Origin of the sequence: Bradyrhizobium sp. HKCCYLRH3061, assembly GCF_051168015.1 — a bacterium.
Taxonomy (GTDB): Bacteria; Pseudomonadota; Alphaproteobacteria; order Rhizobiales; family Xanthobacteraceae; genus Bradyrhizobium.
Genome location: NZ_JBNPUE010000001.1, coordinates 222,387 through 244,042, shown reverse-complemented (window position 1 = coordinate 244,042; position 21,656 = coordinate 222,387). Strand labels below are relative to the sequence as shown.

At 64.4% G+C, this 21,656-nt stretch carries 26 protein-coding genes; 7 read left to right on the top strand and 19 right to left on the bottom strand.

Annotated elements, in window-relative coordinates; all coding sequences use genetic code 11:
* Positions 1–2: 2 nt before the first annotated feature.
* The 5 genes from ACQR2C_RS01225 to xoxF5 form a co-directional block, all read right to left on the bottom strand.
* Positions 3–455, bottom strand: a complete 453-nt coding sequence (locus ACQR2C_RS01225; protein WP_316179901.1) for a (2Fe-2S)-binding protein — start codon at positions 453–455, stop codon at positions 3–5.
* Between the two features lie 358 nt (positions 456–813).
* The gene (gfa, locus tag ACQR2C_RS01220) at positions 814–1,377 is read right to left on the bottom strand and encodes an S-(hydroxymethyl)glutathione synthase (RefSeq protein WP_315713222.1); all 564 of its coding nucleotides are present in this window, start codon (positions 1,375–1,377) and stop codon (positions 814–816) included.
* 33 nt (positions 1,378–1,410) lie between these two features.
* A complete protein-coding gene (locus tag ACQR2C_RS01215) occupies positions 1,411–2,520 on the bottom strand; it encodes an S-(hydroxymethyl)glutathione dehydrogenase/class III alcohol dehydrogenase (protein ID WP_316217014.1) in 1,110 nt (369 codons plus the stop codon).
* A 78-nt stretch (positions 2,521–2,598) separates the two neighbouring features.
* On the bottom strand, positions 2,599–3,078 hold the full coding sequence (locus ACQR2C_RS01210) for a c-type cytochrome, methanol metabolism-related (RefSeq protein WP_316179903.1): 480 nt from the start codon (positions 3,076–3,078) through the stop codon (positions 2,599–2,601).
* Between the two features lie 132 nt (positions 3,079–3,210).
* Positions 3,211–5,013, bottom strand: a complete 1,803-nt coding sequence (gene xoxF5 / locus ACQR2C_RS01205) for a lanthanide-dependent methanol dehydrogenase XoxF5 (protein ID WP_316217013.1) — start codon at positions 5,011–5,013, stop codon at positions 3,211–3,213.
* Positions 5,014–5,419: 406 nt separating this feature from the next.
* Here xoxF5 and ACQR2C_RS01200 point away from each other — a divergent pair, with 406 nt between their 5' ends.
* Positions 5,420–6,367, top strand: a complete 948-nt coding sequence (locus ACQR2C_RS01200) for a helix-turn-helix domain-containing protein (protein ID WP_315803728.1) — start codon at positions 5,420–5,422, stop codon at positions 6,365–6,367.
* A gap of 20 nt (positions 6,368–6,387) precedes the next feature.
* On the opposite strand, the gene ACQR2C_RS01195 is transcribed toward ACQR2C_RS01200, so the two are convergent.
* Genes ACQR2C_RS01195 through ACQR2C_RS01185 form a run of 3 tightly spaced genes read right to left on the bottom strand, consistent with a single transcriptional unit; the run spans position 6,388 to position 9,354 of the window.
* On the bottom strand, positions 6,388–7,323 hold the full coding sequence (locus ACQR2C_RS01195; protein ID WP_316239544.1) for a substrate-binding periplasmic protein: 936 nt from the start codon (positions 7,321–7,323) through the stop codon (positions 6,388–6,390).
* Complete coding sequence (locus ACQR2C_RS01190; RefSeq protein WP_315803726.1) at positions 7,323–7,658, bottom strand: c-type cytochrome; 336 nt, start codon at positions 7,656–7,658, stop codon at positions 7,323–7,325. Before ACQR2C_RS01190 ends, ACQR2C_RS01195 begins: the two co-directional genes overlap by 1 nt.
* Positions 7,659–7,689: 31 nt before the next feature.
* A complete protein-coding gene (locus tag ACQR2C_RS01185; protein ID WP_315803725.1) occupies positions 7,690–9,354 on the bottom strand; it encodes a methanol/ethanol family PQQ-dependent dehydrogenase in 1,665 nt (554 codons plus the stop codon).
* A gap of 260 nt (positions 9,355–9,614) precedes the next feature.
* On the opposite strand from ACQR2C_RS01185, the gene ACQR2C_RS01180 reads away from it, so the two are divergent.
* Both ACQR2C_RS01180 and pqqA read left to right on the top strand, forming a co-directional pair.
* Positions 9,615–10,007: a hypothetical protein gene (locus tag ACQR2C_RS01180; protein ID WP_315803724.1), complete on the top strand. Its 393-nt coding sequence runs from the start codon at positions 9,615–9,617 to the stop codon at positions 10,005–10,007.
* 223 nt (positions 10,008–10,230) lie between these two features.
* Positions 10,231–10,311: a pyrroloquinoline quinone precursor peptide PqqA gene (gene pqqA / locus ACQR2C_RS01175; protein WP_009031067.1), complete on the top strand. Its 81-nt coding sequence runs from the start codon at positions 10,231–10,233 to the stop codon at positions 10,309–10,311.
* Positions 10,312–10,479: 168 nt separating this feature from the next.
* Here pqqA and ACQR2C_RS01170 read toward each other — a convergent pair whose 3' ends face one another.
* Positions 10,480–10,788, bottom strand: a complete 309-nt coding sequence (locus ACQR2C_RS01170) for an EthD family reductase (RefSeq protein ID WP_315803723.1) — start codon at positions 10,786–10,788, stop codon at positions 10,480–10,482.
* A gap of 214 nt (positions 10,789–11,002) precedes the next feature.
* Here ACQR2C_RS01170 and ACQR2C_RS01165 point away from each other — a divergent pair, with 214 nt between their 5' ends.
* Entirely contained in the window at positions 11,003–11,215 is a 213-nt protein-coding gene (locus tag ACQR2C_RS01165; RefSeq protein ID WP_315713207.1) for a hypothetical protein, read from the top strand.
* A 30-nt stretch (positions 11,216–11,245) separates the two neighbouring features.
* Here the strand turns inward: ACQR2C_RS01165 and ACQR2C_RS01160 are convergent, their stop codons facing one another.
* The 4 genes from ACQR2C_RS01160 to ACQR2C_RS01145 are packed head-to-tail and all read right to left on the bottom strand — an operon-like array spanning position 11,246 to position 14,047.
* The gene (locus ACQR2C_RS01160; RefSeq protein ID WP_316179906.1) at positions 11,246–11,593 is read right to left on the bottom strand and encodes a hypothetical protein; all 348 of its coding nucleotides are present in this window, start codon (positions 11,591–11,593) and stop codon (positions 11,246–11,248) included.
* A gap of 36 nt (positions 11,594–11,629) precedes the next feature.
* Positions 11,630–12,340, bottom strand: a complete 711-nt coding sequence (locus tag ACQR2C_RS01155; RefSeq protein ID WP_315803721.1) for an ABC transporter ATP-binding protein — start codon at positions 12,338–12,340, stop codon at positions 11,630–11,632.
* A complete protein-coding gene (locus ACQR2C_RS01150) occupies positions 12,330–13,067 on the bottom strand; it encodes an ABC transporter permease (protein ID WP_315803720.1) in 738 nt (245 codons plus the stop codon). Before ACQR2C_RS01150 ends, ACQR2C_RS01155 begins: the two co-directional genes overlap by 11 nt.
* Positions 13,067–14,047 carry an ABC transporter substrate-binding protein gene (locus tag ACQR2C_RS01145; protein WP_316179907.1) on the bottom strand — a complete coding sequence of 327 codons (981 nt, stop codon included), beginning with the start codon at positions 14,045–14,047 and terminating at the stop codon, positions 13,067–13,069. The genes ACQR2C_RS01150 and ACQR2C_RS01145 overlap by 1 nt, the downstream gene beginning before the upstream one ends.
* An 86-nt stretch (positions 14,048–14,133) precedes the next feature.
* Between ACQR2C_RS01145 and ACQR2C_RS01140 the strand changes: the two genes are divergently transcribed.
* Positions 14,134–14,493 (top strand): hypothetical protein, encoded by a 360-nt coding sequence (locus ACQR2C_RS01140; RefSeq protein WP_316179908.1) that lies wholly within the window; start codon positions 14,134–14,136, stop codon positions 14,491–14,493.
* Between the two features lie 20 nt (positions 14,494–14,513).
* On the opposite strand, the gene ACQR2C_RS01135 is transcribed toward ACQR2C_RS01140, so the two are convergent.
* Both ACQR2C_RS01135 and ACQR2C_RS01130 read right to left on the bottom strand, forming a co-directional pair.
* Entirely contained in the window at positions 14,514–15,335 is an 822-nt protein-coding gene (locus ACQR2C_RS01135) for a quinoprotein dehydrogenase-associated SoxYZ-like carrier (protein WP_315803717.1), read from the bottom strand.
* A 56-nt stretch (positions 15,336–15,391) separates the two neighbouring features.
* Positions 15,392–16,318 (bottom strand): quinoprotein relay system zinc metallohydrolase 2, encoded by a 927-nt coding sequence (locus ACQR2C_RS01130; RefSeq protein WP_434880238.1) that lies wholly within the window; start codon positions 16,316–16,318, stop codon positions 15,392–15,394.
* Positions 16,319–16,479: 161 nt separating this feature from the next.
* Here ACQR2C_RS01130 and ACQR2C_RS01125 point away from each other — a divergent pair, with 161 nt between their 5' ends.
* On the top strand, positions 16,480–17,355 hold the full coding sequence (locus ACQR2C_RS01125) for a substrate-binding domain-containing protein (RefSeq protein WP_434872643.1): 876 nt from the start codon (positions 16,480–16,482) through the stop codon (positions 17,353–17,355).
* Complete coding sequence (locus tag ACQR2C_RS01120; RefSeq protein WP_316217005.1) at positions 17,352–17,912, top strand: PQQ-dependent catabolism-associated CXXCW motif protein; 561 nt, start codon at positions 17,352–17,354, stop codon at positions 17,910–17,912. The genes ACQR2C_RS01125 and ACQR2C_RS01120 overlap by 4 nt, the downstream gene beginning before the upstream one ends.
* A 230-nt stretch (positions 17,913–18,142) precedes the next feature.
* Here the strand turns inward: ACQR2C_RS01120 and ACQR2C_RS01115 are convergent, their stop codons facing one another.
* From ACQR2C_RS01115 to ACQR2C_RS01100, 4 genes are read right to left on the bottom strand one after another with little or no spacing between them, the layout of a single operon-like run.
* Positions 18,143–18,754 carry a hypothetical protein gene (locus ACQR2C_RS01115; protein WP_434872642.1) on the bottom strand — a complete coding sequence of 204 codons (612 nt, stop codon included), beginning with the start codon at positions 18,752–18,754 and terminating at the stop codon, positions 18,143–18,145.
* A complete protein-coding gene (locus ACQR2C_RS01110; protein ID WP_434872641.1) occupies positions 18,751–19,605 on the bottom strand; it encodes an ABC transporter permease in 855 nt (284 codons plus the stop codon). The genes ACQR2C_RS01115 and ACQR2C_RS01110 overlap by 4 nt, the downstream gene beginning before the upstream one ends.
* Entirely contained in the window at positions 19,602–20,417 is an 816-nt protein-coding gene (locus ACQR2C_RS01105; RefSeq protein WP_434872640.1) for an ABC transporter ATP-binding protein, read from the bottom strand. Before ACQR2C_RS01105 ends, ACQR2C_RS01110 begins: the two co-directional genes overlap by 4 nt.
* A complete protein-coding gene (locus ACQR2C_RS01100; RefSeq protein ID WP_434880237.1) occupies positions 20,414–21,379 on the bottom strand; it encodes a YVTN family beta-propeller repeat protein in 966 nt (321 codons plus the stop codon). The genes ACQR2C_RS01105 and ACQR2C_RS01100 overlap by 4 nt, the downstream gene beginning before the upstream one ends.
* Positions 21,380–21,656: the final 277 nt, after the last annotated feature.

Below are 21,656 nucleotides of genomic sequence, written 5' to 3'. Positions count from 1 at the left end.
GATCACACCCCCGTCGAGGCCAGATGGACCGCATTCTCGATGCGCTGATAGCAGCCACAGCGGCAGATGTTGCCGGACATCGCGTCCCGGATCTGGTCATGCGACGGCTTGGGATTCTGGTTGAGCAGCGCCGCCGCCTGCATGATCTGACCGGCCTGGCAGAAGCCGCACTGCGGCACGTTGACCTGCCGCCACGCCTTCTGCACCGGATGATCCCCGGTCGGATGCAGACCTTCGATGGTGGTGACCTCGCGTCCCGCGACATCGGAAATCGCCGTGATGCAGGAGCGCGCGGCTTCCTTGTCGACCATCACGGTGCAGGCGCCGCACAGCGCCGCGCCGCAACCGTATTTCGAGCCGGTCAGGCCCAGCTCATCGCGCAGATACCACAGCAGCGGCAGGCTCGGATCGCCATCCCAGCTCTGCTCCTGTCCGTTGATTTTCACCTTGATCATGCTCGCCCTCGTTTTGTCGGACCAATGGTCGCCGGTTCTGATCGTTGGTGGACGCGCGCGGGACCACATGTCCTGAGTACACGCGCCGGATCAATTGGGAGTTGTCGGAAACGATCCATGATAGCAGACCGGGACAGACATCGGTCTACACAGGCGCGTGTGTTGTCAGAGCAGACGAGCGCAGCGCGTGCAGCCCACTGCAATGCAAACGCGGAACAATGGACGATGCGCCGACGACAATGGCGGCCACCAGGCGATAACGACGGCAAAAAAGAATGCCTCGCCAGCGTGGGGCAGGCGAGGCACCAAGTCTTCAGGAAGGAACGCTTCAGTTGTACGCTTGGTTACGTTGCGGCCGTCAGGCCGCCTTTGCTTTCGCCACGTGGGTGGCAATCGCATCCATCAGGGCCGGCGACAGGCAGTCATAGGGCTCGAGCCCCAGCTCCTTCAATCGCGCCCGAATCTCGCCCATCTGTTCCGGCTTCACGCCCGACTCGATCACCGAGGAGACGAAGGCCGCAAAGCCCGGCGCGGCCGAACCCTGCTCCTGGAACAGCTCGGGGTGAATGAAGTCGAGGCCGTAGAACGGGTGGCCCGTGTTCTCGATGCGGCCATACATATGCGTGCCGCAGCCGGTGCAGGCGTAGCGCTGGATGACGGCGGAGGGATCGACGATCTTGAGCTTGTCGCCGTTCTCCAGCACCGTGACGTTCTGCCGCGGCACCACTGCAACGACCGAGAAGGTCGCGCCGGAGGGCTTCCAGCATTTGGTGCAGCCGCACGCGTGGTTATGCGCGACATCGCCCTTGATGCCGACCTTGACCGGCCGGTCGTGGCATTTGCAGACCAGCGTGCCGCCGGCGAAATGGCCGCTTCCCTGTTTGACGCCGTTATCGACGGACGGATGGATGTGGACAGTCATGGCGCAATCCTCCTCAGTTTTGCGTGCTTGGGGTCAGAACACGACGACGGAACGGATCGATTTGCCCTCATGCATCAGGTCGAAGCCCTTGTTGATGTCTTCGAGCTTGAGCGTGTGGGTGATCATCGGGTCGATTTCGATCTTCCCGTTCATGTACCAGTCGACGATCTTGGGAACGTCGGTGCGCCCGCGCGCGCCGCCGAACGCCGTGCCCTTCCAGACGCGTCCGGTGACGAGCTGGAACGGGCGGGTCGCGATCTCCTTGCCGGCCTCGGCGACACCAATGATGATCGATTCGCCCCAGCCGCGATGGCAGGCTTCCAGCGCCTGGCGCATCACCGTGGTATTGCCGGTGCAGTCGAAGGTGTAGTCGGCACCGCCGTCGGTGAGCGCGACCAGGTGCTGGACGATGTCGCCGGTCACCTTCTTGGGGTTGACGAAATGGGTCATGCCGAAGCGGCGGCCCCATTCCTCCTTGCCGTCATTGAGGTCGACGCCGATGATCTTGTCGGCCCCCGCCATCCTGGCGCCCTGAATGACGTTGAGGCCGATGCCGCCGAGGCCGAACACCACGACGTTCGCGCCGGGCGTGACCTTCGCCGTGTTGACGACCGCGCCGACGCCGGTGGTGACGCCGCAGCCGATATAGCAGCTCTTGTCGAAGGGCGCGTCCTCGCGAATCTTCGCGACCGCGATCTCCGGCAGCACGGTGAAGTTGGAGAAGGTCGAGCAGCCCATGTAGTGATAGATGGCCTGGCCCTTGTAGCTGAAGCGCGACGTGCCGTCGGGCATCAGGCCCTTGCCCTGCGTGGCGCGGATCGCGGTGCAGAGATTGGTCTTGCGGCTGAGGCAGCTCTTGCACTGGCGGCATTCCGGTGTGTAGAGCGGAATGACGTGGTCGCCGGGCTTGACCGAGGTCACGCCAGGGCCGACTTCGCGCACGATGCCGGCGCCCTCATGGCCGAGGATCGAGGGGAAGATGCCCTCGCTGTCGAAACCGTCGAGCGTATAGGCATCGGTGTGGCAGATGCCGGTGGCCTTGATCTCGACCAGCACCTCGCCGGCCTTCGGCCCTTCGAGGTCAACCTCGACGATCTCCAGCGGCTTCTTGGCTTCGAAAGCGACCGCGGCGCGCGTCTTCATGTCTCAAACTCCTGTTTCAGTCTGTCAGGCCCGCGACCCTGTCCAGGGAAACTGTCCAGGCGCGGTCCTCGTCGTCAGTCATTTCTTGCCCATGCAGGAGTTCTCCGCTTCCGTATAGGCTGGCGGCTTGTCCTCATGCTTGGCGGGGCGAACGCGGCCCACCGCATCATCGCCGCGGGCGCGCAGGTAGACGTAGAGATCGTCCATGTAGCAGGCCACGTTCGGATTGTCGCCGAAGGCCGGCATGACGTTCTCCTGGGACGTGCTGACATTCTTGCGGCCGCTGGCGATGGTCCCGATGAAGTCGCCGTAGCTCATGTTCTTGACCGAGTCCTTGAGCGCCGGGGCGTAAGTCGATCCCATGCCGTCGGGGCCATGGCAGACGTGACATTCGGAATGATAGCGGCGGTACCCAGAGTAGGTGTACCAGTCGACCGTTCCGTCGGCTGCCACCTTGTAGGTCGGAATGCCATCCTTATCGAAGTACTTCCCGTCCTCGGATTTGACGGCCTTGGCATCGCCGGGACCTTCGGCCCAGGCATTTTCGGCGACAGTCATCCCGCCGGTTGCCAGGCTCAGAGCCGTGGCGACCGCAAACCAGATTCTACGCAAGGGCGTTTTCCCATAATTTTTTGGAACAGGCGAACCGGCGCATGGATGAGATCCATGCGCCGGAGGCAGGTACCTGGCTTACTGCGGCAGCGAGAACACGGTGAGCGCGCCGCCGAGAGCGGTGTAGTTGCTCAGCGCGGCGTAGCCGCCGACGGCACCGAGACCGGCGGTCGGATCGGTCAGACCCGCCGCGAGACCAATGCCGGCCCAGCCACCGACACCCGAGAGAACGGCGACGTACTGCTTGCCGTTGGCCTCGTAGGTTGTGACGTTGCCGATGATGCCGGACGGGGTCTTGAACTTGTAGAGCTCCTTGCCCGTCTTGGCATCGACCGCCTTGAGGTAGCCTTCGAGCGTTCCGTAGAACACCACGCCGCCGGCCGTCGCGAGCGCACCGGACCACACCGAGAACGGCTCCTTGTTCGACCAGGCGATCTTGCCGGTCTTGCCGTCCCAGGCGATGAAGTTGCCCATATGGGTGTCACCCGCCGGCGGATACATCGACAGGGTCGCGCCGACATAGGGTTGACCTGCGGTGTAGCTCACCTTGAAGGGCTCGTAGTCCATGCAGACATGGTTGGTCGGCACGTAGAACAACTGCGTGTCCGGCGAGTAGGCTGCCGGCTGCTCGTCCTTGGTGCCCAGCGCCGCCGGGCAGATGCCCTTGGTGTTGACGTCCTCACCCTGCTTGTCGGTCGAGTATTGATCGACGACCTTCGGGCGGCCGTAGGTCGCAGAGTTCTTGTCCATGTCGACGCCGGTGGTCCAGTTCACCTTCGGGTCGTACTTCTCGGCAACCAGCAGCTCGCCTGTGGCACGGTCGAGCGTGTAGCCGAGGCCGTTACGATCGAAGTGCGTGAGCAGCTTGCGCGGCTGGCCGTTGATGGACTGGTCGGACAGGATCATCTCGTTGACGCCGTCATAGTCCCACTCGTCGTGGGGCGTCATCTGATAGACCCACTTCGCGACGCCGGTGTCGGCATGGCGGGCGAAGATCGTCATCGACCACTTGTTGTCGCCGGGACGCTGCTTCGGATTCCAGGTCGAGGGATTGCCCGACCCGTAATAGACCATGTCGAGCTGCGGGTCGTAGGAAATCCAGCCCCAGGTGCAGCCGCCGCCGGTCTTCCACTGATCGCCTTGCCAGGTCTTCAAGCTCGAGTCCTTGCCGACCGGCTTGCCGAGCGCGGTGGTGTTGGCGTCGAACAGGATCTGGTCATCCGGACCTTCGGAGTATGCCTTCCAGACCTGCTTGCCGCTCTTGATGTCGTAAGCGGTCATGCTGCACTGGACGCCGAACTCGCCGCCGGACGTGCCGACCAGCACCTTGTCCTTCACTACGAGCGGAGCCGAGGTTCCGGTCTGTCCCTTGGTCGGATCGCCATTGACGGCAGTCCAGACGTGCTGGCCGGTCTTGGCGTCGATCGCCACCAGCTTGTCGTCGGCCTGATGCAGGAAGATCTTGCCGTCACCATAGGCGACGCCGCGGTTGACAGTGTCGCAGCACATCACCGGAATGACGTTCGGATCCTGCTTGGGCTCGTACTTCCAGACGATCTTGTTGTCCTGCGCGAGATCGAGCGCATAGACCTTGTTCGGGAACGGCGTGTGCACATACATCATGTTGCCGATGATGAGCGGTCCGCCTTCGTGGCCGCGCAGCACGCCGGTGGAGAAGGTCCACGCGACCTGCAGCTTGCCGACGTTCTGGGCGTTGATCTGGTTGAGCTTGGAGTAACGCGTATTGGCGTAGTCTCCCGCCGGCATCACCCAGTCCTTCGGGTTGGCCGACATCTTGGCCAGCTCATCGCTGGCCCATGCGCCACCCGCGGCGAGCGCCGCGACTGACGTCAGACATGTTGCGAGTAGCACTCTTCGCATCGTCTTTCCTCCCGGGTTCAACTGAGGTTCCGCAGCACGCGGCCCAGTATTCGTTTTCGGCATCATTGAATATCCACTTCCCAACCGGGAAACTTGCCCAAAAGAGAAAAGAGCTTGCTCAAGAGTGAAGCGAATAGAAGTTTTTGAAGGAGATTTTGCTTTGCTGGTCCGCAACATGAGCGCCATTCTTGCTGCGCAGCATCAATTTGCGACACCATGGTTCCACCGAAGGTTGACGTTTCCCTTGACCTTACAGAGACGAAGGCGGAGGATCGCGCGGGGCGCGTTATGGAACGAAGTGCGCCGCGAAAGCCGCGGCCTTAAAATGGGAGCAATCGTGCTGCAGTCTCGTTCGCCGTCCTGCGGCGGACCCGTTGCGTTTCGATCATGAATCGGTGGATGAAACATGTCCGACACGATCCGCTCGCTTAATACTTCGGGATTCTCACCGAAGAGCCAGATCCAGCGTTGGTCAGATGCACTGACCGACCTGTGCGGACGTTTCGATGTCGATCCGCTGGAGGGGGCCTCATTCGAGGGGCGCATCAATTTCACGACGGTGTCGCGCCTGAAGCTCTGCCAGATCGAGGCCAGCCAGCATCGCATTGCGCATACCTATGCGCGTGCGCAAAAGGCGGCACATCCTTACATCAAGATCTTGTTTCAGACCTATGGAACGTCCTATTTCGAGCAGGATGGCCGCCAGATCGAGATCGGCCCGGGCGATTGCCTCGCCTATGACGTCTCGTCACCGCACACGATCATCAGCCCCGCGCTGACCCGCCATGACGTCGTGATCGTGCCGAAGGAGCTACTGCAGGAGCGCGGCTTCCGGTCGGAAAAGATGCCCGCCTACAAGCTGTCGGCGCGGAGCGGGACCGGCCGGATTGCGCATGACGTCACCCATGCCGCGTTCGACGAGGCGACCCGGCTGTCGCCCAACTCGGCGGTCAGCGTCGCCGAATCGCTGATCGATCTGTTGCTCCTGCCGCTGCGTGAAGCCGATCGCATGCTGGACCGCGCGGGACCCGAGGCGGTCTATATCCGCGCTCAAGCCTTCATCCGCGAGCATCTGCGCGATCCAGATCTTTGCATCGATCAGATTTCGGCGGCGCTCGGGTGCACCAAGCGCTACCTTCACATGGTGTTCAGCGATCGCGGCATGACGGTCAGCGACTACATCTGGCGGGCTCGGCTTCAGCATTGCCGGCAGGAGCTGGAGACGCAGAGCGGCAAGACCATCACCGATGTCGCGTTCTCGTGGGGCTTTTCGAGCTCGTCGCACTTCAGCCGCGTCTTCCGCAAATATTTCGGCGTCGTGCCGTCGTCGGTTCACAAGACGGCGGCGCGCTGAGCGCTCCTGCAGCGGCCGCGCTAGCGTGTGCCGCTCCGGATGATCCTCTGGAACGCGTCGCCCAGAATCACCGGCTGACGCGGCGGAAGGTAGGTCAGTCCGGCGGATCGGCCGAGAGTCGCAAGAGTCCCTGAGGCCTCGAGCTCCGTCAAGGCCTTGTCGACCGATGCGATGAGCTCGGCAGAGCTGGCCAGCCCGACATAACCTCGATTTGCACCGATCGGATAGCTGTACCCCGACGCGCTCAGCTTGGTGTCGGGATGAGCGGCCCGATACGCATCGAAACGTCTGCCATCGAGCAGGGTCGCGTCGAACTTGCCCTGTTCGAGCGCCCCGAGCAGATCATCCCGCGCCGGAATCAAATGCGTGATGTCGTCGATCAGCCGCCCCTTGTCGAACGTCATCAGGATTGCATCTGCCAACGTGCCGCTCTCGATTGCCAGCCGCAGCCCGGCCAGATCGCCGATGTCGGTAATCGGGCGTTGTTTCGCGGAAGGTCCGAGAACGACGGTCAGGGTCGAAAACATGTAGGGCTTGCTCGGCGTCAGCGTGCCGAGGGCAACACGGCGGCGGCGGTCGTCGCGGGTGGCGCCATCGAAGTCCGGCAGCTTGGCCGTCTTGACGCCAGGCGCGACCAGTCCGTCCTGGGTGAACGCGTAGCTGCCGAGCAGCGAGCAGCGTCCGTCCGATAGCAGCGCATTCGCCTCCAGCGCCGGACTGGAATCTTCGTCCAATTTGCTTTCGTACCACTGGATCTCGAGCTTCCTGCCAAGGCGGTCGGCGATCGCCTGACCCAGCAGGACATCGAAGCCGCCGCCGGGCTTGCCGCGATGATGGACCGAGAGCGGCGGAAGATTTTCGTCGAGACAGATGCGCAGCACGTCGTCAGCGGCTAAGGCCGCCGACGACATTGCCGACATTATCAAGGCAGCCAGCCAACAGCAGAGATGACGCATCACTGCGCTCTCCGGCTCGAGACGTAGGCCCACAGTGCGGTGATCTCGTCATCGCTGAGAATGTCGCCCCAGGGCGGCATACGGCCGTTCTTGCCCTGCTTCACCGTGGTGACGAAACGAGGCTGATCATCGGGAAACCGGCGCAGGTCTGGCGTTATAGTCCCGGAGTTCACCATGTTGGGCCCGTGGCAATGCGAGCATTTCTGGGCGAACGTCGTCTTGCCGAGGTCCACCTGGCTGTGTGCCGCGCTGTCATCTTGTTGTTGGGCGAGGGCGGCCGTCGACAGGACGGCCAACGTCGCCACGACGGCGGCGAAGGCCGCCGCCGCTTTCATGAACGTATTCTGTCTCACGGGCGATCCGCACTCAATTCTTGACCGCGAAGACCCACAACGAGCCGCCTGCCGGAACGTTGGCGAGGCGCTCGTCACCGGAGAACAGCGAGTAGACGCCGCCGTAGCCGGAGGTGACAGCGACATACTGGACGCCATCCTGCTGCCAGGTGACGGGCTGGCCCTCGATGCCGGAGCCGGTCTGGAACTGCCACAGCTTCTTGCCACTGTCGGCGTCGAAAGCCTCGAACTCGCCGGTCAGCTTGCCTGAAAACACCACGCCGCCTGCCGTGGACAGCACGCCGGAGAAGCGCGGGATGTCGCTCGGCTGCTCCCACTTGGTCTTGCCGGTCATCGGATCGATGGCCTTGAGCTGACCGCGCGGCCCTTCCGGCCAATCCCACAGGTCCGTCAGATCCATGCCTAGGTACCACTCGCCGGCCTTGTAGGTCGCAGGCTCGGTCTTGTAGTGGCCGCCGAATACGAGTGTGTTGGCGTAGGCCAATCCGGTTTGCGGATTGAACGACATCGGCTCCCAGTTCTTGCCGCCGAGAATCGACGGATAGACCGTGACCTTCTTGCCCTCGCGCGCATCACGCGTGACATCGGTCTCGACCGGCTTGCCCGTCTTCAGGTCGATGCTGGAGGCCCAGTTCACCTTCACATAGGGGTTGGCCGCGAGCAGCTTCCCATTGGTGCGATCGAGCACATAGAAGAAGCCATTGCGGTTGGCGTTCATGAGCACCTTGGTCTGCTTGCCCTCGACGTTCATGTCGGCGAGCACCATCTCCGCGACCGCGTCGTAGTCGAACGGATTGTTCGGCGAGAACTGGAAGTGCCACTTCATCTTGCCGGTCTTCGGATCGAGCGCGAGCACCGAGCAGGTGTAGAGGTTGTCGCCCGGGCGCACCGCCGCGTTGAACGGTCCGGGATTGCCGACGCCCCAGAACACGGTGTTCTGCTCGGGATCGTACGATCCTGTGATCCAGGTCGAGCCGCCGCCGAGCTTCCAGGTGTCGCCCTTCCACGTGTCGCCGCCGGGTTCATCCGGGGTTGGCACCGTATGCGTGCGCCACAAATGCTTGCCGGTCGCCGGGTCCCAGCCATCGATGAAGCCGCGTGTACCGAACTCGGCGCCCGAGATGCCGGTCAGCACGACGCCGTCGGCGACCAGCGGCGCCACCGTCATCGAGTAGCCTTCCTTGATGTCGGCAGCCTTCTGGCGCCACAGCTCCTTGCCGGTCTTGGCATCGAGCGCAATGACGTTGGCATCGAGCGTCGTGCGGAACAGCTTGCCGTCGTACAGCGCGGCGCCGCGATTGATGATGCCGCAGCAGACCACGCGCGGCGTCTCGGCAGGATAGTCGATCTTGCTTTTCCAGATCTGCTTGCCGGTCTTGGCGTCGACGGCCATCGTCGCATTGTGGGTCGTGACGTAGAGCACGCCCTGGTAAACCAGCGGCTGCGACTCCTCGCTGCGGTCATCGGCGAAACTGTAGTTCCAGACCGGAACCAGGTTCTTGGCGTTGTCCTTGTTGATCTGGTTGAGCGGACTGAACCGCTGCAGATTGTAGCCCATGCCGTAGTTGAGAACGTTCGCCGTATCAGTTGCACCCTTGACCAACTGATCGGCGCTCTGCGCGCTTGCACCATGTGATGCAAAAATGGCGAGGCCTGCGGCCAGCGCGATCCGCTTCATTCATTTCCTCCAAGATTTTTATGCGCGCCTATCCTGACGCTGCGGGAACAACACTCCGCTCGAAATCAGGAACCGTCAATACGAAAAGCTGGCAACCGCCCTCGGCGTATCGAGAAGCCGTCCTCGCTCGATTCGGGCATAGCGCCAAGCCGTTGCGCCGCTCACCGATCGGGATCGGCAAAATGGCACCGCCGTCATGCTGCATCGCGGCACGAACATTGCTTCACTGCATCATGCCGGGATAACAGAGGAGTAGGCGGATGAGACGAACCATCCTTTGGCTCGGCATGCTTTGTTGCCTTTGGGTGAGTGCGAGTGCGCGTGATCTCGGTCAGTGGGGAGCGGTCGATCCGGCGTTGCGCCAATGGTACGAGGCGCTGATGCAGCCTGACGTGCCGACGGCATCGTGCTGCGGCGAGGCCGACGCCTACTTTGCCGATGAGATCCATGTTCGCGACGGCAAGACCTATGCGATCATCACCGACGACCGTCCCGATGAGCCGCGTGGCCGTCCGCATGTCGATGTCGGCACGGAAATCGAGGTCCCGGATCACAAGCTGAAGTGGGATAAGGGAAATCCGACGGGGCACGGCATCATTTTCCTGAGCCGCAATCGGTATGTGTTCTGCTATGTGCAGCCGGGCGGTGCGTGAGCGGATGCTGCGGGCGCTCGTCCTCGGCGGATGATGCCTGCGTCGAGCAGCCGGAGACGGGCGGGCGGCGATTGCGGCGGAACGTTGTCGGGTCAACTACGCGACATCTGCATAGGGATCCGCCGACGACGGTCGAGCCTTGCGTTCTTCCGAACGCGATCCTAGCTTCGGCCTTGGCGCGAGCAATGCGCCAGTCAATGATAGTCGAACTTGGGAGCTTGAAATGGCCTGGAAGACACCGAAGATCGTCGAAGTGCCGGTTGGCATGGAAATCAACATGTACGCCTGTGCGGCGCGCAAGTAACGCGTAGCGATCTGCCAAGCCACGAGGTGCGCCATTCGCTTCTGACTGGCTTGGCGGATCCATTCGATGGACGATCCGCGAGATCGTCCCGGCGACCGGCCTGTCGGCCGATCGGATATGACGGGCACGCCGCCGAACGTTGGTGACGGCCTGAGGACCGTCTAAGGGTCAGACGTCCTGCGTGTCGAAGATATACAGATCGACGCCGCCATCGGCGAAGTTGGGCAGATCGCCCGCCGCCGCCTTGCCTTCGGCAGAGCTCATCCCTGCCTGCAGTGCCGACATCGAATCGAATACCAGGGTGGCGACGAGGTGGAGGTTGGTGGGCCCCCCCGGCCCATTCACCGGGCCGCGGCTGATATCGTAGCTCTTCAGACCGGGAATCTTCTTCGCCAGCGGCACATGGACGTTCATATAGTGTTTGTCGAACGCCTCGGCGCTCTTGGGGGTCTTGTAGAGTACGAGAACCTTGGGCATCTGCTTCCTCCGCATTCGCTCTTTTTGAGGTCGATCGACCGATGCCATTGCAGCCGATCTGCCGGTTCGGATCAAGCGTCAGGGCGGCTTCGCCCAGGGATCGTCGCTCCAGCCTCGGTTCCGCTGCATAATTTGTTGCGGGCGGAGAAACTGATGCAGCCGGATGTCGTAGTTTCAGATAAGCTGTTTCAGGCTTATCGAAGGACAACGAGCCATGAGCTCCATCGATCTCGTCATCACCGTCTGCGCAGTCCTGTCTCCGGCCACCTGCGAGGAGCAGCATCTCGTTTTCGCCGATGGCGGCGCCTCGCTGCAGCAATGCGCGATGAAGGCGCCGCCCTACATCGCCCAGTGGATCGGCGAGCACCCGAAATGGACTGCAGTGCGATGGCGCTGCGAATATCCGCACAGCAACGACAAGGCCTGAGGCCGGCTTTGCCGCAGGCGTGTCAGCCGCCTATTTCGTGCATTCCTTGAGGTCCTTGTCCGCCACCGAGACCACGGCGTCGGCCGTGATGTCGAGGTCGCGAACGACGCATTGGCGCTCGCCGGCATAGCTCACCTTGGCGTCGTAGCGCCCAGGCTCGACTCCGGTCAGCTTCAGCCGTTCGTCGTGATCGAGCTCCTTGTCCTTGTCGTTCAGCGTCTGATTCGGTCCCCAGTTGTTCTGGCCGGCCGGAGAGAGCTGAAAGCCGGTCATCGTTGCGGTGGTCAGATTCCAGAGCCGGATGCCCTTGCTTTGTGCGGCGGTCGCGAGCGGGATGCCGAACAGAATGATCGCCGTCACGGCGAATGCGCGTCTCATGGCGTTTTCCCTGGAGTCCGATGTCCTTTGCCGTGACTATGACACGGAAAAATCCAGTCGCGCCACATCGGCCTTGATTGCCGCGACCGCGTCGTTGTTGCGCTGCGCGCGCGGCAGGTCGATCGGGACTGAATGAAGCAGACGGGCGGGGCGCGAGGACAGCAGGAAGATCCGGTCGCCGAGCCGTGCCGCGTCGTCCATGCTGTGCGTGACCAGCAGCGTGATCATCGGGCGCGAGGCCACGAGCGTCGCGATCTCCTCGCGCAGCCGCGCGGCGAGCGCGTCGTCGAGCGAAGCCAGCGGCTCGTCGAGAATCAGGAAGTCCGGCTCCACTGCAAACGCCCGCGCCAGCGCGACGCGGCGGGCGAGGCCAAGCGACAGCTCACCCGGGAAATGGCTGCGATGTCCCTCGAGCTCGAGCACGCCGAAGATGGCGGCCAGCCTGTCCTCGGCGACACCGGGCGCTGCCAGCCGGACATTGTCCTCGACGGAGCGCCACGGCAGCAGCCGCGGCTCCTGGAACACCATCGCCAGCCGGGCGCCGGCGGGTTGTGCGACGTGGCCCTCATAGTCGTTGTCCAGACCGGCGAGGATCCGCAGCATCGTGCTCTTGCCGCAGCCCGAGGGACCGACGACGACGCCGACCTCGCCCCGCTGCAGTGCAAAGGCAATGCCCGCAATCACCTCCTGGCGCTTGCCATTGGCGCTGGTGTAGCTCTTGGACCTGATATCGACCTCAAGCCGCACGGAGCCGCCACCTCGATGCGCGCAGCTCGAACGGCTGGACGATGACGGCCTCGATCACCAGCACCACGGCGGCAAAGCTGAGCGAGTAGGCGAGCAGCAGCGGAATGTCGAACAGCTGGAAGGCGACGCCGATCTCGAAGCCGATGCCGTTGGGCCTCCCGAGCAGCTCGGCGACCAGCACGATCTTCCAGACCAATGACAGGCCGGAGCGCGCGGCCGCCGCAATATAAGGCGCAAGTTGCGGCAGCAGGACATGGCGGAGGATGCGTCCGCGCGGGAAGGCGAACACCTTGGCCATCTCGTCGAGCGATGGATCGAGCGCGCGGGCGCCTTCGCGCAAGGTGACGACGGCGGTCGGCAGCTTGTTGATCGCGATCGCCGCGATCGCTGCGACCTCGGTGAGACCGGCCCAGATATAGGCGAGCACGATCACCACCAGCGCGGGCAGATTGAGCAGCAGGATCAGCCAGGGATCGCCCAGGCGGTTGGCGAGCTGGCTGCGCCCCATCAAAAAGCCGATCGCCGAGCCGAGTGCCATCGACAGCGTGAAAGCGAGGGCGACGCGGGCGAGCGTGGCGCCGAGATGCAGAAACAGCGCGCCGGACCGCGCTTCCGCCACCGCAACCGCAAGCACGGCCGATGGCAATGGCAGCTTGGCGCTGCCGGCGACAGCCGCGGCAATCCACCACGTGGCCAGCAGGAGCGCAAAGGACAACAAGCGCAGCACTAATCCCTCGCATCCGCCCTGTAATAGGTGCCGGGACTGAGCTCCGGAGACGGGCCGACCAGATCGCGGCCGCCGATCGAAGCGAGCACGCCATAGAGGATGCGCGCGTCGGCCTCTTCCTCGGCGATCGGCCGGCGCGGAATGCCCTCGCGATAGCGGTCGCGATAGGCGCGCAAGGTAGCGTCGTCCTGCGCGCCGGTCAGCGGGGCGATCGTCTGCCAGTCGGCGTCGGATGTCGCCAGGATCTCCTTGGCCTTGGCCGTGACGGACAGGAAGCGTGCCACGAGATCGCGGTGCTTGGCGGCCCAGTCCTCGTCGAAGACGTAGCCGATCATCGCGGTGCGGCCCTTGGCACCGAACGGCGGCAGCAGGTCCTCGACCCCGGCGAGCCGGCGGAAGCCCTTGGCCTCCAGCGCCGCGCAGAAATTCCAGTAGTTCAAGCCCGCATCCATCTCGCCGTCGGCCAGCTTGGCGGCCAGCAGCGGCGGCGCGCCGTAGGTAATGGTCGCCTGCGATTTCAGGTCGACGCCGTCGCGCTTGAGCGTGGCCTGCAGCAGCAACCAGCTCTTGTCGAGCGGGCCGCCGGCCACCGCCAGCTTGCGTCCCTTCAGATCGGCAAGCGTCTTGATCGGCGAGGCCGCCGGCACCATCACGGCGCCGAGCGCGCTCGAATAGGGATAGAAGGTCAGCTTGGCGCCGAGCGCACGCTCGCGCGACACCCAGAGCCAATCCGATACCATGATGTCGGCGTTGCCGGCACGCAGCGCGATCTTGCCGGCCTCCGGGCTCGCCAGCTCGACCGCATCGATCGCGATATCCGCCTGCTTGTCGAGCTGGTGGGCGCGGATCACCCCCAGCTCCCAGGCGAAGGTCCCGGTCTTCTGCACCGCAACCTTGACGGTCTCGGCGGCGCAGCATGCCGTGACCGGCAGCAGGGCGCAGGCGACAATCGCCATCAACAAACGACCGATCTGCGTCATGAGCCCGTCTGCAATTCCTCGAGATGTGTTCTTTTCAGCCTCATTCCCTTAGCATAGCTTCGGCTGCGATGCCGTGGAGGACTGTGATGCGTAGTGCTGTTCCGGTAGGACCGATTGTCGCCGCCCTCGTTGCCATGATCGCGGTCGCCGGGCCGGCTCGTGCCGAGGAGCTCAACGACTATCCGACCTCGGCGCGGGCCGAATATGTGTTCGGCTGCATGAAGGCGAATGGCGAGACCCGTGAGGCGATCGCGCAATGCTCCTGCTCGATCGACGTGATCGCCTCGATCATCCCCTATGAGCGCTACGTCACGGCCGAGACCGTCCTCAGCATGTCCCAGGTGCACAGCAATCTCGGCACCCAGTTCCGCACGTCCGAGCAGGCCGCCAACGCGCTGAACGATCTTCGCCGGGCGCAGGCCGAAGCCGAAGTGAGATGCTTCTGAAGCGCTGCCGCTCTGCCGCATCAGGTTCCTGAACCGTCGGCCGGCCAATCGTGCTCGAACACGTGGCCCTGCGTATCCTTCGCTTCCGCATGGAATTGCTTGGCGCCGTTCGACACGTAGGTGAAGCGGATATTGGGATCCTCCGAGATCGAGATGCCGCCTTCGACCGACAGCACCAGGCTGCCATCCTGCGACAGCGTCAGCCGGTCGATGAAGAAGGCCGGGATGTAGAGCTGCGTCACCTGGTCCATCTGGAGCCCGGAATTGTTGGGATGCCCGATCATGACCTGCGCTTCGCGGATGCCGCTCGTGGCGCCGTCGCTGCTTTGCGTGAACTGCCGATAGCGCATCTGGCCGATGCGCGCCTTGGCCTCGTCCGGATTCTTCGCCGCCGGCGCCGAGCAGCCTCCGGACGCCTTGACGAAGGTCTTGACCACATAGAGCTGACCATCCGTCAGCTCGGCCACGGCATGCACGTCCGTGTAGTTGTTGACGCGCACCCGCGTCGAGATCGCAGTCACATTGGCGTCCGCGCCGAGCGTGAACTTGGCGGCCATCGGCGCAGGATTCTGGTCGATCACCAGCGTGATGGTCTTGATGCGGCGCTCGTCGGCGGGCGACAGCTTGCTACGCAGGGTGACCGGGACCACCGAGGCATCCTCGGCGCGCGTCGGCATCTCGATCGACAGCACATTGGTGCCGTCCTGCATCGCCTTGTTGTTGAAGATGTCCTGGACGAGTCCCGGCCATGGATCATAACCATCAGCGGCTTTCGCAGGTGCGAAGGCAAACGCGAGGCATACCCCGAGAAGCAATGTGGACGGCAAGCGGAGCCCGATCATGGCGCAGTCCTCCCAAGGCAGTCTGGTGGATTAACGATCATAGCGCGTCACCCGCCTCATTCCCATTCCATTTCCGAGAATGCTGCAGTTGCGTTGCGGGCATTGTAGTCGTCGAACAGCTCCCATTTGCCGCGCTCCGATCCAGCGGCCCCAGCGGCGTCGGCGATCGGCCTGCCCGCCTTGATCAGCCGGCGAACGTCGTGGGCCAATGTGTCGAGGTAGCGACGCTCGTCACTGAGCGCCAGTGGCCAGGGGCTGACAGGTCCATGGCCCGGGACGACGCGCTCGGCCGGAATGGCCGCGAGTGCGGCCATGTCGGCGATCCAGCCGCGCAGGCTGCCATCCATCACTGGGATGTGACGCAGGAATACGAGATCGCCGGCGAACAAGGTCCGGCTCCGGTCATCATAGACGGACAGGTCGCAGTCGCTATGCGCGGTGCTCCAGGCCTTCAGCGTGAGGGTGCGGCCGCCCAGGTCGAGCGCCATCTCGTCATCGACGAGGATCGACGGAGCGACGAGGCGGACCTCGTCGATCAGTTCGGCGCCCATCAGGCGCCGGAACGCCTCGATGTAGTGCGGCCCGCGCAGGGCGAGCGCCCGGGGCAGGTTCTTGGCGCCGACGAAGCGGGTGCCGTCCGCCTCGAAGGCGGCATTGCCGAACAGATGGTCGGGATGAGCATGGGTGTTGACGACGTAGCGCACGGGCTTGTCGGTACGGGCGCGGATCGCGGCCAGCAGCGCGCGGCCTTCGCGGACGCTGCCGCCGGTGTCGATCACTGCGACCGCGTCACCGCCGACGATGAAACCGACATTGGCGATGGCGCCTTCGTTCGCCGCGTTCATCAGCGCGGTCTGGCCGATGTGAACGAACACGCCGGGCGCGATCTCGCTCACCTCGAGTTCCGGGGGCATGGCAAGAGCGGCGCCGCCGAGCGCCAGCGCACACCAGGCGATGATCGCAATGATCGGATGCCTCACCATCGGCTTGCCTTGCTCGCGTGGGACCTGTGCATCAGGCCATGGACGCTGCGGCGCAGCACTGGGTCAACTCTTCGCGATGACGGCGACTGTTGCACCCGCGCGGCCGGCGGCCTAGCATTTTCAAAAATACCGCGATGCGTTCGATAGGGATGGAAATACGGATGACGAAGCGTCACAAACTTGCTTGCTCGCTGGCTGTTGCCGCGGGGCTCACTCTGCTCGGACCGGCCGCCGCTTTCGCGCAGAGCAACGACGGCCTGGACCTGTCGATCGAGCTGGTCGATCCCAAGGTGCTCAGGGTCTGCGCCGATCCGCGCAACCTGCCGTTCTCGAACGAGAAGGGCGACGGCTTCGAGAACAAGCTGGCCGAGCTCTTTGCCGCCAAGCTGCAGAAGAAGGTGGACTACACATTCTTCCCGCAGGCCACCGGCTTCGTGCGCATGACGCTCGGCTCGCACCGCTGCGACGTGATCATGGGCTTTCCGCAAGGGGACGACCTGGTGCAGAGCACCAGCCCCTATTACCGGACGGCCTATGCGATCGTGACCAAGCCGGGCTCCGATCTCGCCGATGTGGCGACGCTGGAGGACGCCAAGCTCAAGGGCAAGCACATCGGCATCGTGGCGGGCACGCCGCCGGCGACCAACATGGCGCTGGCCGGCCTGATGCCGACCGCAAAGCCCTATCCGCTGATGATCGACACCCGCGTCGATTCCTCGGCGGAGGCGATGATCAATGATCTGAAATCCGGCGAGATCGATGCCGGGGTGCTGTGGGGGCCGATGGCCGGGTACTATGCCAAGCAGGCGAGCCCGCAACTGCACGTCACGCCGCTGGTGAAAGAGACCAGCGGGCCGAAGCTGATCTATCGCATCGCCATGGGCGTCCGTGGCGCGGACCAGAACTGGCGCCGTCAGCTCAACAAGCTGATCCAGGAGAACCAGGGTGAGATCAACAAGATCCTGCTGGACTTCGGGGTGCCGCTGCTGGACGAGAGCAATCATCTGATCACCGCCGAGGCTGCGGCGAAGCCATGATCGGTCGGCTCACCGCTGCGGCATTGGCAGGCGTGCTGCTGATCGCCGTGGCGGTGCGGGCCGATGATCTCGTGCCGGAGCCGGACAGCTATCGCACCGAGAACTACCGCGCGCCGGTGCCGACGACGCTCGCTGGTGCACGCGTGCTGTCGACGCGGGAGACCGAGGCGATCTGGCGCGCAAAATCGGCCGCCTTCGTCGATGTGCTGCCGCGGCCGCCCAAGCCGAAGAACCTGCCGGCCGGGACGGTATGGCGCGAGCAGCCGCGGCTCGACATTCCCGGCAGCATCTGGCTGCCCGACACCGGCTACGGCATCCTTGCCGCCGCCACCGAAGATTATCTCAAGCGTGGCCTCGCCCATGCATCGGGTGGCGATTTCGGTCGTCTGCTCGTGTTCTATTGCCTCGAAGATTGCTGGATGTCGTGGAATGCCGCGCGGCGCGCGCTGACTTACGGCTATCGCAACATCGCCTGGTACCCCGACGGGACCGACGGCTGGAGCCGCGCCGACCTGCCGCTGCAGCAGACGCAGCCCGAGCCGCGGCCTGAGGAGTGATTGCACCGGCCCGCTACCGCGCGCGACGTCGCCAGTTGTTTTGCTCGTCATGCCCGGGCTTGACCCGCCTGCGCGGCCGAAGCCGCTTCGGCGCGGCGAAGGCCCGGGCATCCACGTGGTGCGGCGTGGAAAGACGTGGATGGCCGGGACGAGTCCGGCCATGACGTCGTGGAGGCACTGGTGTGCTCGCTCTCTGCGTCGTTGGTCGGGAGCGAACGGCATCCGCGGATCTACTCCATGTCCTGCAGGATCTCGCGGGCCAGGGCGAACAGGCGCTGGTCGATCGCGGTCGGGACCTCGCAGACGAACTTCATCACGCGACGCCGGTCCTCGAAGATGCGCGTCTCCCAGTTCAACTGGTTGGTCATCTCCTCGACCTTGGCCTGATCCGGGTTGGGCCCGCTGTGCATCTCCTGCAACGCGATGGTGTCGCCGCGCACCTTCTCGACCGCTTCGCGCTGCTTGCGCATGACGCGCTCGAGGCCGTTCATGACCGACGTCCGCTGGGCGTTCAGCGTATCGAACAGGCCGGCAAACAGCAGCTTGCCCTTGCGGGTCTTCTCCTCAGGCGTACCGGTCAGGAAATCGGCGACGTCCTTCTGCGCCTGCTCCAGCGGGATGCGGCGCGCCGCCAGCCTGGCGACCAGCTCCGCGATCTTGGCGTCGTCCTTCCAGCTCGCGCCGACATCGTCGATCGCAGGGCCGGACCACACGGCCGCGATGGAGATTTCCGGCACCTTGGCCTGCGGGCAGGGCCAATCCGGATAGCGCGGATCGGCGGCCATCGCAGCGCCTGCTGACGCTGCGATGGCGACGGCCGCCAGGATCGTTCTCAACCTCATGCCTCGCCTCCGGGACCACGCCTGACAAGACCCCGCGACGGATCGTAGGCCAGGATCGCGCCGATCATGAACACGGCGGTACAGCCGCCGACCACCGCGAGCGAAACCCAGTTCAGCTTGCCATAGAGCGCGAAGCGGATGAGCTCGACCGCGTGGGTGAAGGGGTTGGCCTCGCAGAGATAAGCGAGCCACGGGCTGCCTTCCTCGACGCGCCACAGCGGGTAGAGCGCCGACGAGGCGAAGAACATCGGGAAGATCACGAAGTTCATGACGCCGGCAAAGTTCTCGAGCTGCTTGATGCCGGAGGAGATCAGCATGCCCAGCGCGCCGAGCATCAGCCCGGAGAGGACCAGCGCCGGCAGCACGGTGAGATAGCCCATCGGCGGCGGGGTGATGTCCCAGAACCAGGCGATCGCGAGAAACGCGTAGACCTGCAGCACCGAGACGGCGGTGCCGGCGAGCAGCTTGCAGAACAGGAGATAGCCGCGCGGCAGCGGGCTCACCAGCAAAGTGCGCATGTTGCCCATCTCGCGGTCGTAGACCATCGACAGCGACGACTGCATGCCGTTGAACAGCTGGATCATCGCCATCAGGCCGGGCGCGATATAGACCTCGTAGGGGATGTAGGTCTCGTAGGGCGGGATGATCGAGATGCCCAGCACCTGGCGGAAGCCGGCGGCGAAGATGAACAGCCAGACCAGCGGCCGCACCAGCGCCGAGACGAAGCGCTCGCGCTGGTGCAGGAAGCGCAGCCCCTCGCGCCAGACGATGCCGGTGAGGCAGGTGATGTATTCGCCGGCCGAGAAGCCGCTGCGTGTGGGGGCGGGTGAGTGGACGGTCGTGACGGTCATGACTCTGCACTCCGCGCCGGGCTGGCCTGCGTCGTCAGCCGCGCGAACGCGGCGTTGACGTCGGACGCGCCGGCCTCGGTGATCACCTGCGGCACCGGCCCGCGCGCCAGCACGCGGCCTTGATGCAGCACCACGAGATCGTCGGTCGGCGCGATCTCGTCGAACAGATGCGTGGCCCAGAGCACGCCGATGCCCTGCTCGGTGACGAGCTGACGGACATGACCGACGATGTCGGCGCGAGCCTTGACGTCGAGACCGACGGTGGCCTCGTCGAGCAGCAGGAGGCGCGGCCGGTGCAGCAGGGCACGGGCGATTTCAAGGCGGCGCATCTGGCCGCCGGAGAGGTCACGCACCTTGTTGCCGGCGCGGTCGGCGAGGCCGATCCGTGTCAGCAGCTCCTCGCTGCGGGCGCGGGCCTCGCGGCGCGAGATGCCGTGCAGCGCGGCGTGGTAGAGCAGGTTCTGCGTCAGCGACAGATCGAGATCGAGTGTGCGCGGCTGGAACACGACGCCGAGCAGCCGCAGCGCCTCGCCCGGCGTGCGGCCGATGTCATGGCCGAAAATGCCGATCCGGCCGGTCTGCACCGCGAACAGCCGCGTGATCAGCGAGAACAAGGTGCTCTTGCCGGCGCCGTTGAGGCCGAGCAGGGCGGTGAAGCTCGCAGGCCTCACGGCGAAGCTGACGTCGTTGAGCGCCTTGCGTGCGCCGTAGGAATGGCTGACGCCGGCGACCGACAGTGCCGGTACCTGGTCGGGAGCCGTTTGCGGCGTGGCGCCTGTCGCGTCGAGAGCGGGTGCGTTCTGCGTCGTCATGGCTGTGCGATCGTGATGCCCCAGGGCAGCTCGCCGACCTGGATGGTCTTGATCACCTTCTGCGCCGCGACGTCGATCACCGAGACGTCGTTGGAGACGCCGTTGGTGACCAGAAGATATCTCTCATCCGGCGTGAATTCCATGTGCCAGACGCGCTGGCCGACCAGGAGATATTTCTTCACCTCGTGGGTGGTGCCGTCGACGACCGCGACGCGGTTGGCGGGGCCGAGTGCGACGAAGCCGGTCTTGCCATCCTTGGTCAGGGCGATGCCGACCGGCTGGATGGCCTCGCTGCGCAGGCCGGGCACGGCGAACTTGATCTTGCCGGTGACCTCGCGCTTGGCGGGATCGATGATCGACACCGTGCCGCCGATCTCCGCCGACACCCACAGTTCCGAGCCGTCGCTCTTGAACTCGGCATAGCGTGGCCGCGCATCGACCAGCACGTTGGCGACGATCTGGCGCGTCGACGTGTCGATGAAATGCGCCATGTTGGTGGTCTCGGAGGTGCAGATCAGGATCTTGCCGTCCGGGCTGAGCATCATGCCCTCGGGCTCGACGCCGACCTGGACATCGCCGATGCGCACGCGCTTTTCGAGGTCGAGCACGGTGACGGTGTTGTCATTCTCGTTGGCGACATAGAGCGTCTTGCCGGCGGCGTCCTGCGCGAACAGCTCGGGATCCGGGCCGGAGGGCAGGGTGTCCACCACCTCCATCTTCCTGGCGTCGATCACCTGGATGGTGTCGTCATCGCCGACGGCGACCATCACGAACTTGCCGTCGCGCGTGAACGCGATGCCGCGCGGCCGCTGGCCGACCTTGATGGTCTTGGTGACGGTCCATGTGTCGGTATCGATGACGGAGACGGTGTTGCCTTTTTCGTTGGAGACGAAGGCGACGTAGGCGGAGGCGGGCGACGCGTGGGCCAGCCACAGCGCGGCGGTGAGCAGGCTGGCTGCCATGCCGACATACCTGCGAAGCCGTGGCCGTCCTTCGAGACGCCCGCCTCCGGCGGGCTCCTCAGGACGAGGCCGGTGTGCGCGGTTAGATCCAAGCCATGCGCGCTCGAGACCTTGCTGCTGAACCTCCCCGTGATCTCGCCCCTCTCCATGAACACGCCTCTCGGCGTGTTCATGGTCGGTGTGCAGTGCCGCCCTCGGCTCTTGACCCTCATGGTGAGGAGCGCCGTCTTGGGCGCGTCTCGAACCATGAGGCCCCAGACCGATAGCCACATTGGTT

Bases quoted from the DNA above. Each gene is read 5' to 3' on its own strand.
- ACQR2C_RS01225 (WP_316179901.1), bottom strand. From the start codon at position 455: ATGATCAAGGTGAAAATCAACGGACAGGAGCAGAGCTGGGATGGCGAT.
- gfa (WP_315713222.1), bottom strand. From the start codon at position 1,377: ATGACTGTCCACATCCATCCGTCCGTCGATAACGGCGTCAAACAGGGA.
- ACQR2C_RS01215 (WP_316217014.1), bottom strand. From the start codon at position 2,520: ATGAAGACGCGCGCCGCGGTCGCTTTCGAAGCCAAGAAGCCGCTGGAG.
- ACQR2C_RS01210 (WP_316179903.1), bottom strand. From the start codon at position 3,078: ATGACTGTCGCCGAAAATGCCTGGGCCGAAGGTCCCGGCGATGCCAAG.
- xoxF5 (WP_316217013.1), bottom strand. From the start codon at position 5,013: ATGCGAAGAGTGCTACTCGCAACATGTCTGACGTCAGTCGCGGCGCTC.
- ACQR2C_RS01200 (WP_315803728.1), top strand. From the start codon at position 5,420: ATGTCCGACACGATCCGCTCGCTTAATACTTCGGGATTCTCACCGAAG.
- ACQR2C_RS01195 (WP_316239544.1), bottom strand. From the start codon at position 7,323: ATGCGTCATCTCTGCTGTTGGCTGGCTGCCTTGATAATGTCGGCAATG.
- ACQR2C_RS01190 (WP_315803726.1), bottom strand. From the start codon at position 7,658: ATGAAAGCGGCGGCGGCCTTCGCCGCCGTCGTGGCGACGTTGGCCGTC.
- ACQR2C_RS01185 (WP_315803725.1), bottom strand. From the start codon at position 9,354: ATGAAGCGGATCGCGCTGGCCGCAGGCCTCGCCATTTTTGCATCACAT.
- ACQR2C_RS01180 (WP_315803724.1), top strand. From the start codon at position 9,615: ATGAGACGAACCATCCTTTGGCTCGGCATGCTTTGTTGCCTTTGGGTG.
- pqqA (WP_009031067.1), top strand. From the start codon at position 10,231: ATGGCCTGGAAGACACCGAAGATCGTCGAAGTGCCGGTTGGCATGGAA.
- ACQR2C_RS01170 (WP_315803723.1), bottom strand. From the start codon at position 10,788: ATGCCCAAGGTTCTCGTACTCTACAAGACCCCCAAGAGCGCCGAGGCG.
- ACQR2C_RS01165 (WP_315713207.1), top strand. From the start codon at position 11,003: ATGAGCTCCATCGATCTCGTCATCACCGTCTGCGCAGTCCTGTCTCCG.
- ACQR2C_RS01160 (WP_316179906.1), bottom strand. From the start codon at position 11,593: ATGAGACGCGCATTCGCCGTGACGGCGATCATTCTGTTCGGCATCCCG.
- ACQR2C_RS01145 (WP_316179907.1), bottom strand. From the start codon at position 14,047: ATGACGCAGATCGGTCGTTTGTTGATGGCGATTGTCGCCTGCGCCCTG.
- ACQR2C_RS01140 (WP_316179908.1), top strand. From the start codon at position 14,134: ATGCGTAGTGCTGTTCCGGTAGGACCGATTGTCGCCGCCCTCGTTGCC.
- ACQR2C_RS01135 (WP_315803717.1), bottom strand. From the start codon at position 15,335: ATGATCGGGCTCCGCTTGCCGTCCACATTGCTTCTCGGGGTATGCCTC.
- ACQR2C_RS01130 (WP_434880238.1), bottom strand. From the start codon at position 16,318: ATGGTGAGGCATCCGATCATTGCGATCATCGCCTGGTGTGCGCTGGCG.
- ACQR2C_RS01125 (WP_434872643.1), top strand. From the start codon at position 16,480: ATGACGAAGCGTCACAAACTTGCTTGCTCGCTGGCTGTTGCCGCGGGG.
- ACQR2C_RS01120 (WP_316217005.1), top strand. From the start codon at position 17,352: ATGATCGGTCGGCTCACCGCTGCGGCATTGGCAGGCGTGCTGCTGATC.
- ACQR2C_RS01115 (WP_434872642.1), bottom strand. From the start codon at position 18,754: ATGAGGTTGAGAACGATCCTGGCGGCCGTCGCCATCGCAGCGTCAGCA.
- ACQR2C_RS01110 (WP_434872641.1), bottom strand. From the start codon at position 19,605: ATGACCGTCACGACCGTCCACTCACCCGCCCCCACACGCAGCGGCTTC.
- ACQR2C_RS01105 (WP_434872640.1), bottom strand. From the start codon at position 20,417: ATGACGACGCAGAACGCACCCGCTCTCGACGCGACAGGCGCCACGCCG.
- ACQR2C_RS01100 (WP_434880237.1), bottom strand. From the start codon at position 21,379: ATGGCAGCCAGCCTGCTCACCGCCGCGCTGTGGCTGGCCCACGCGTCG.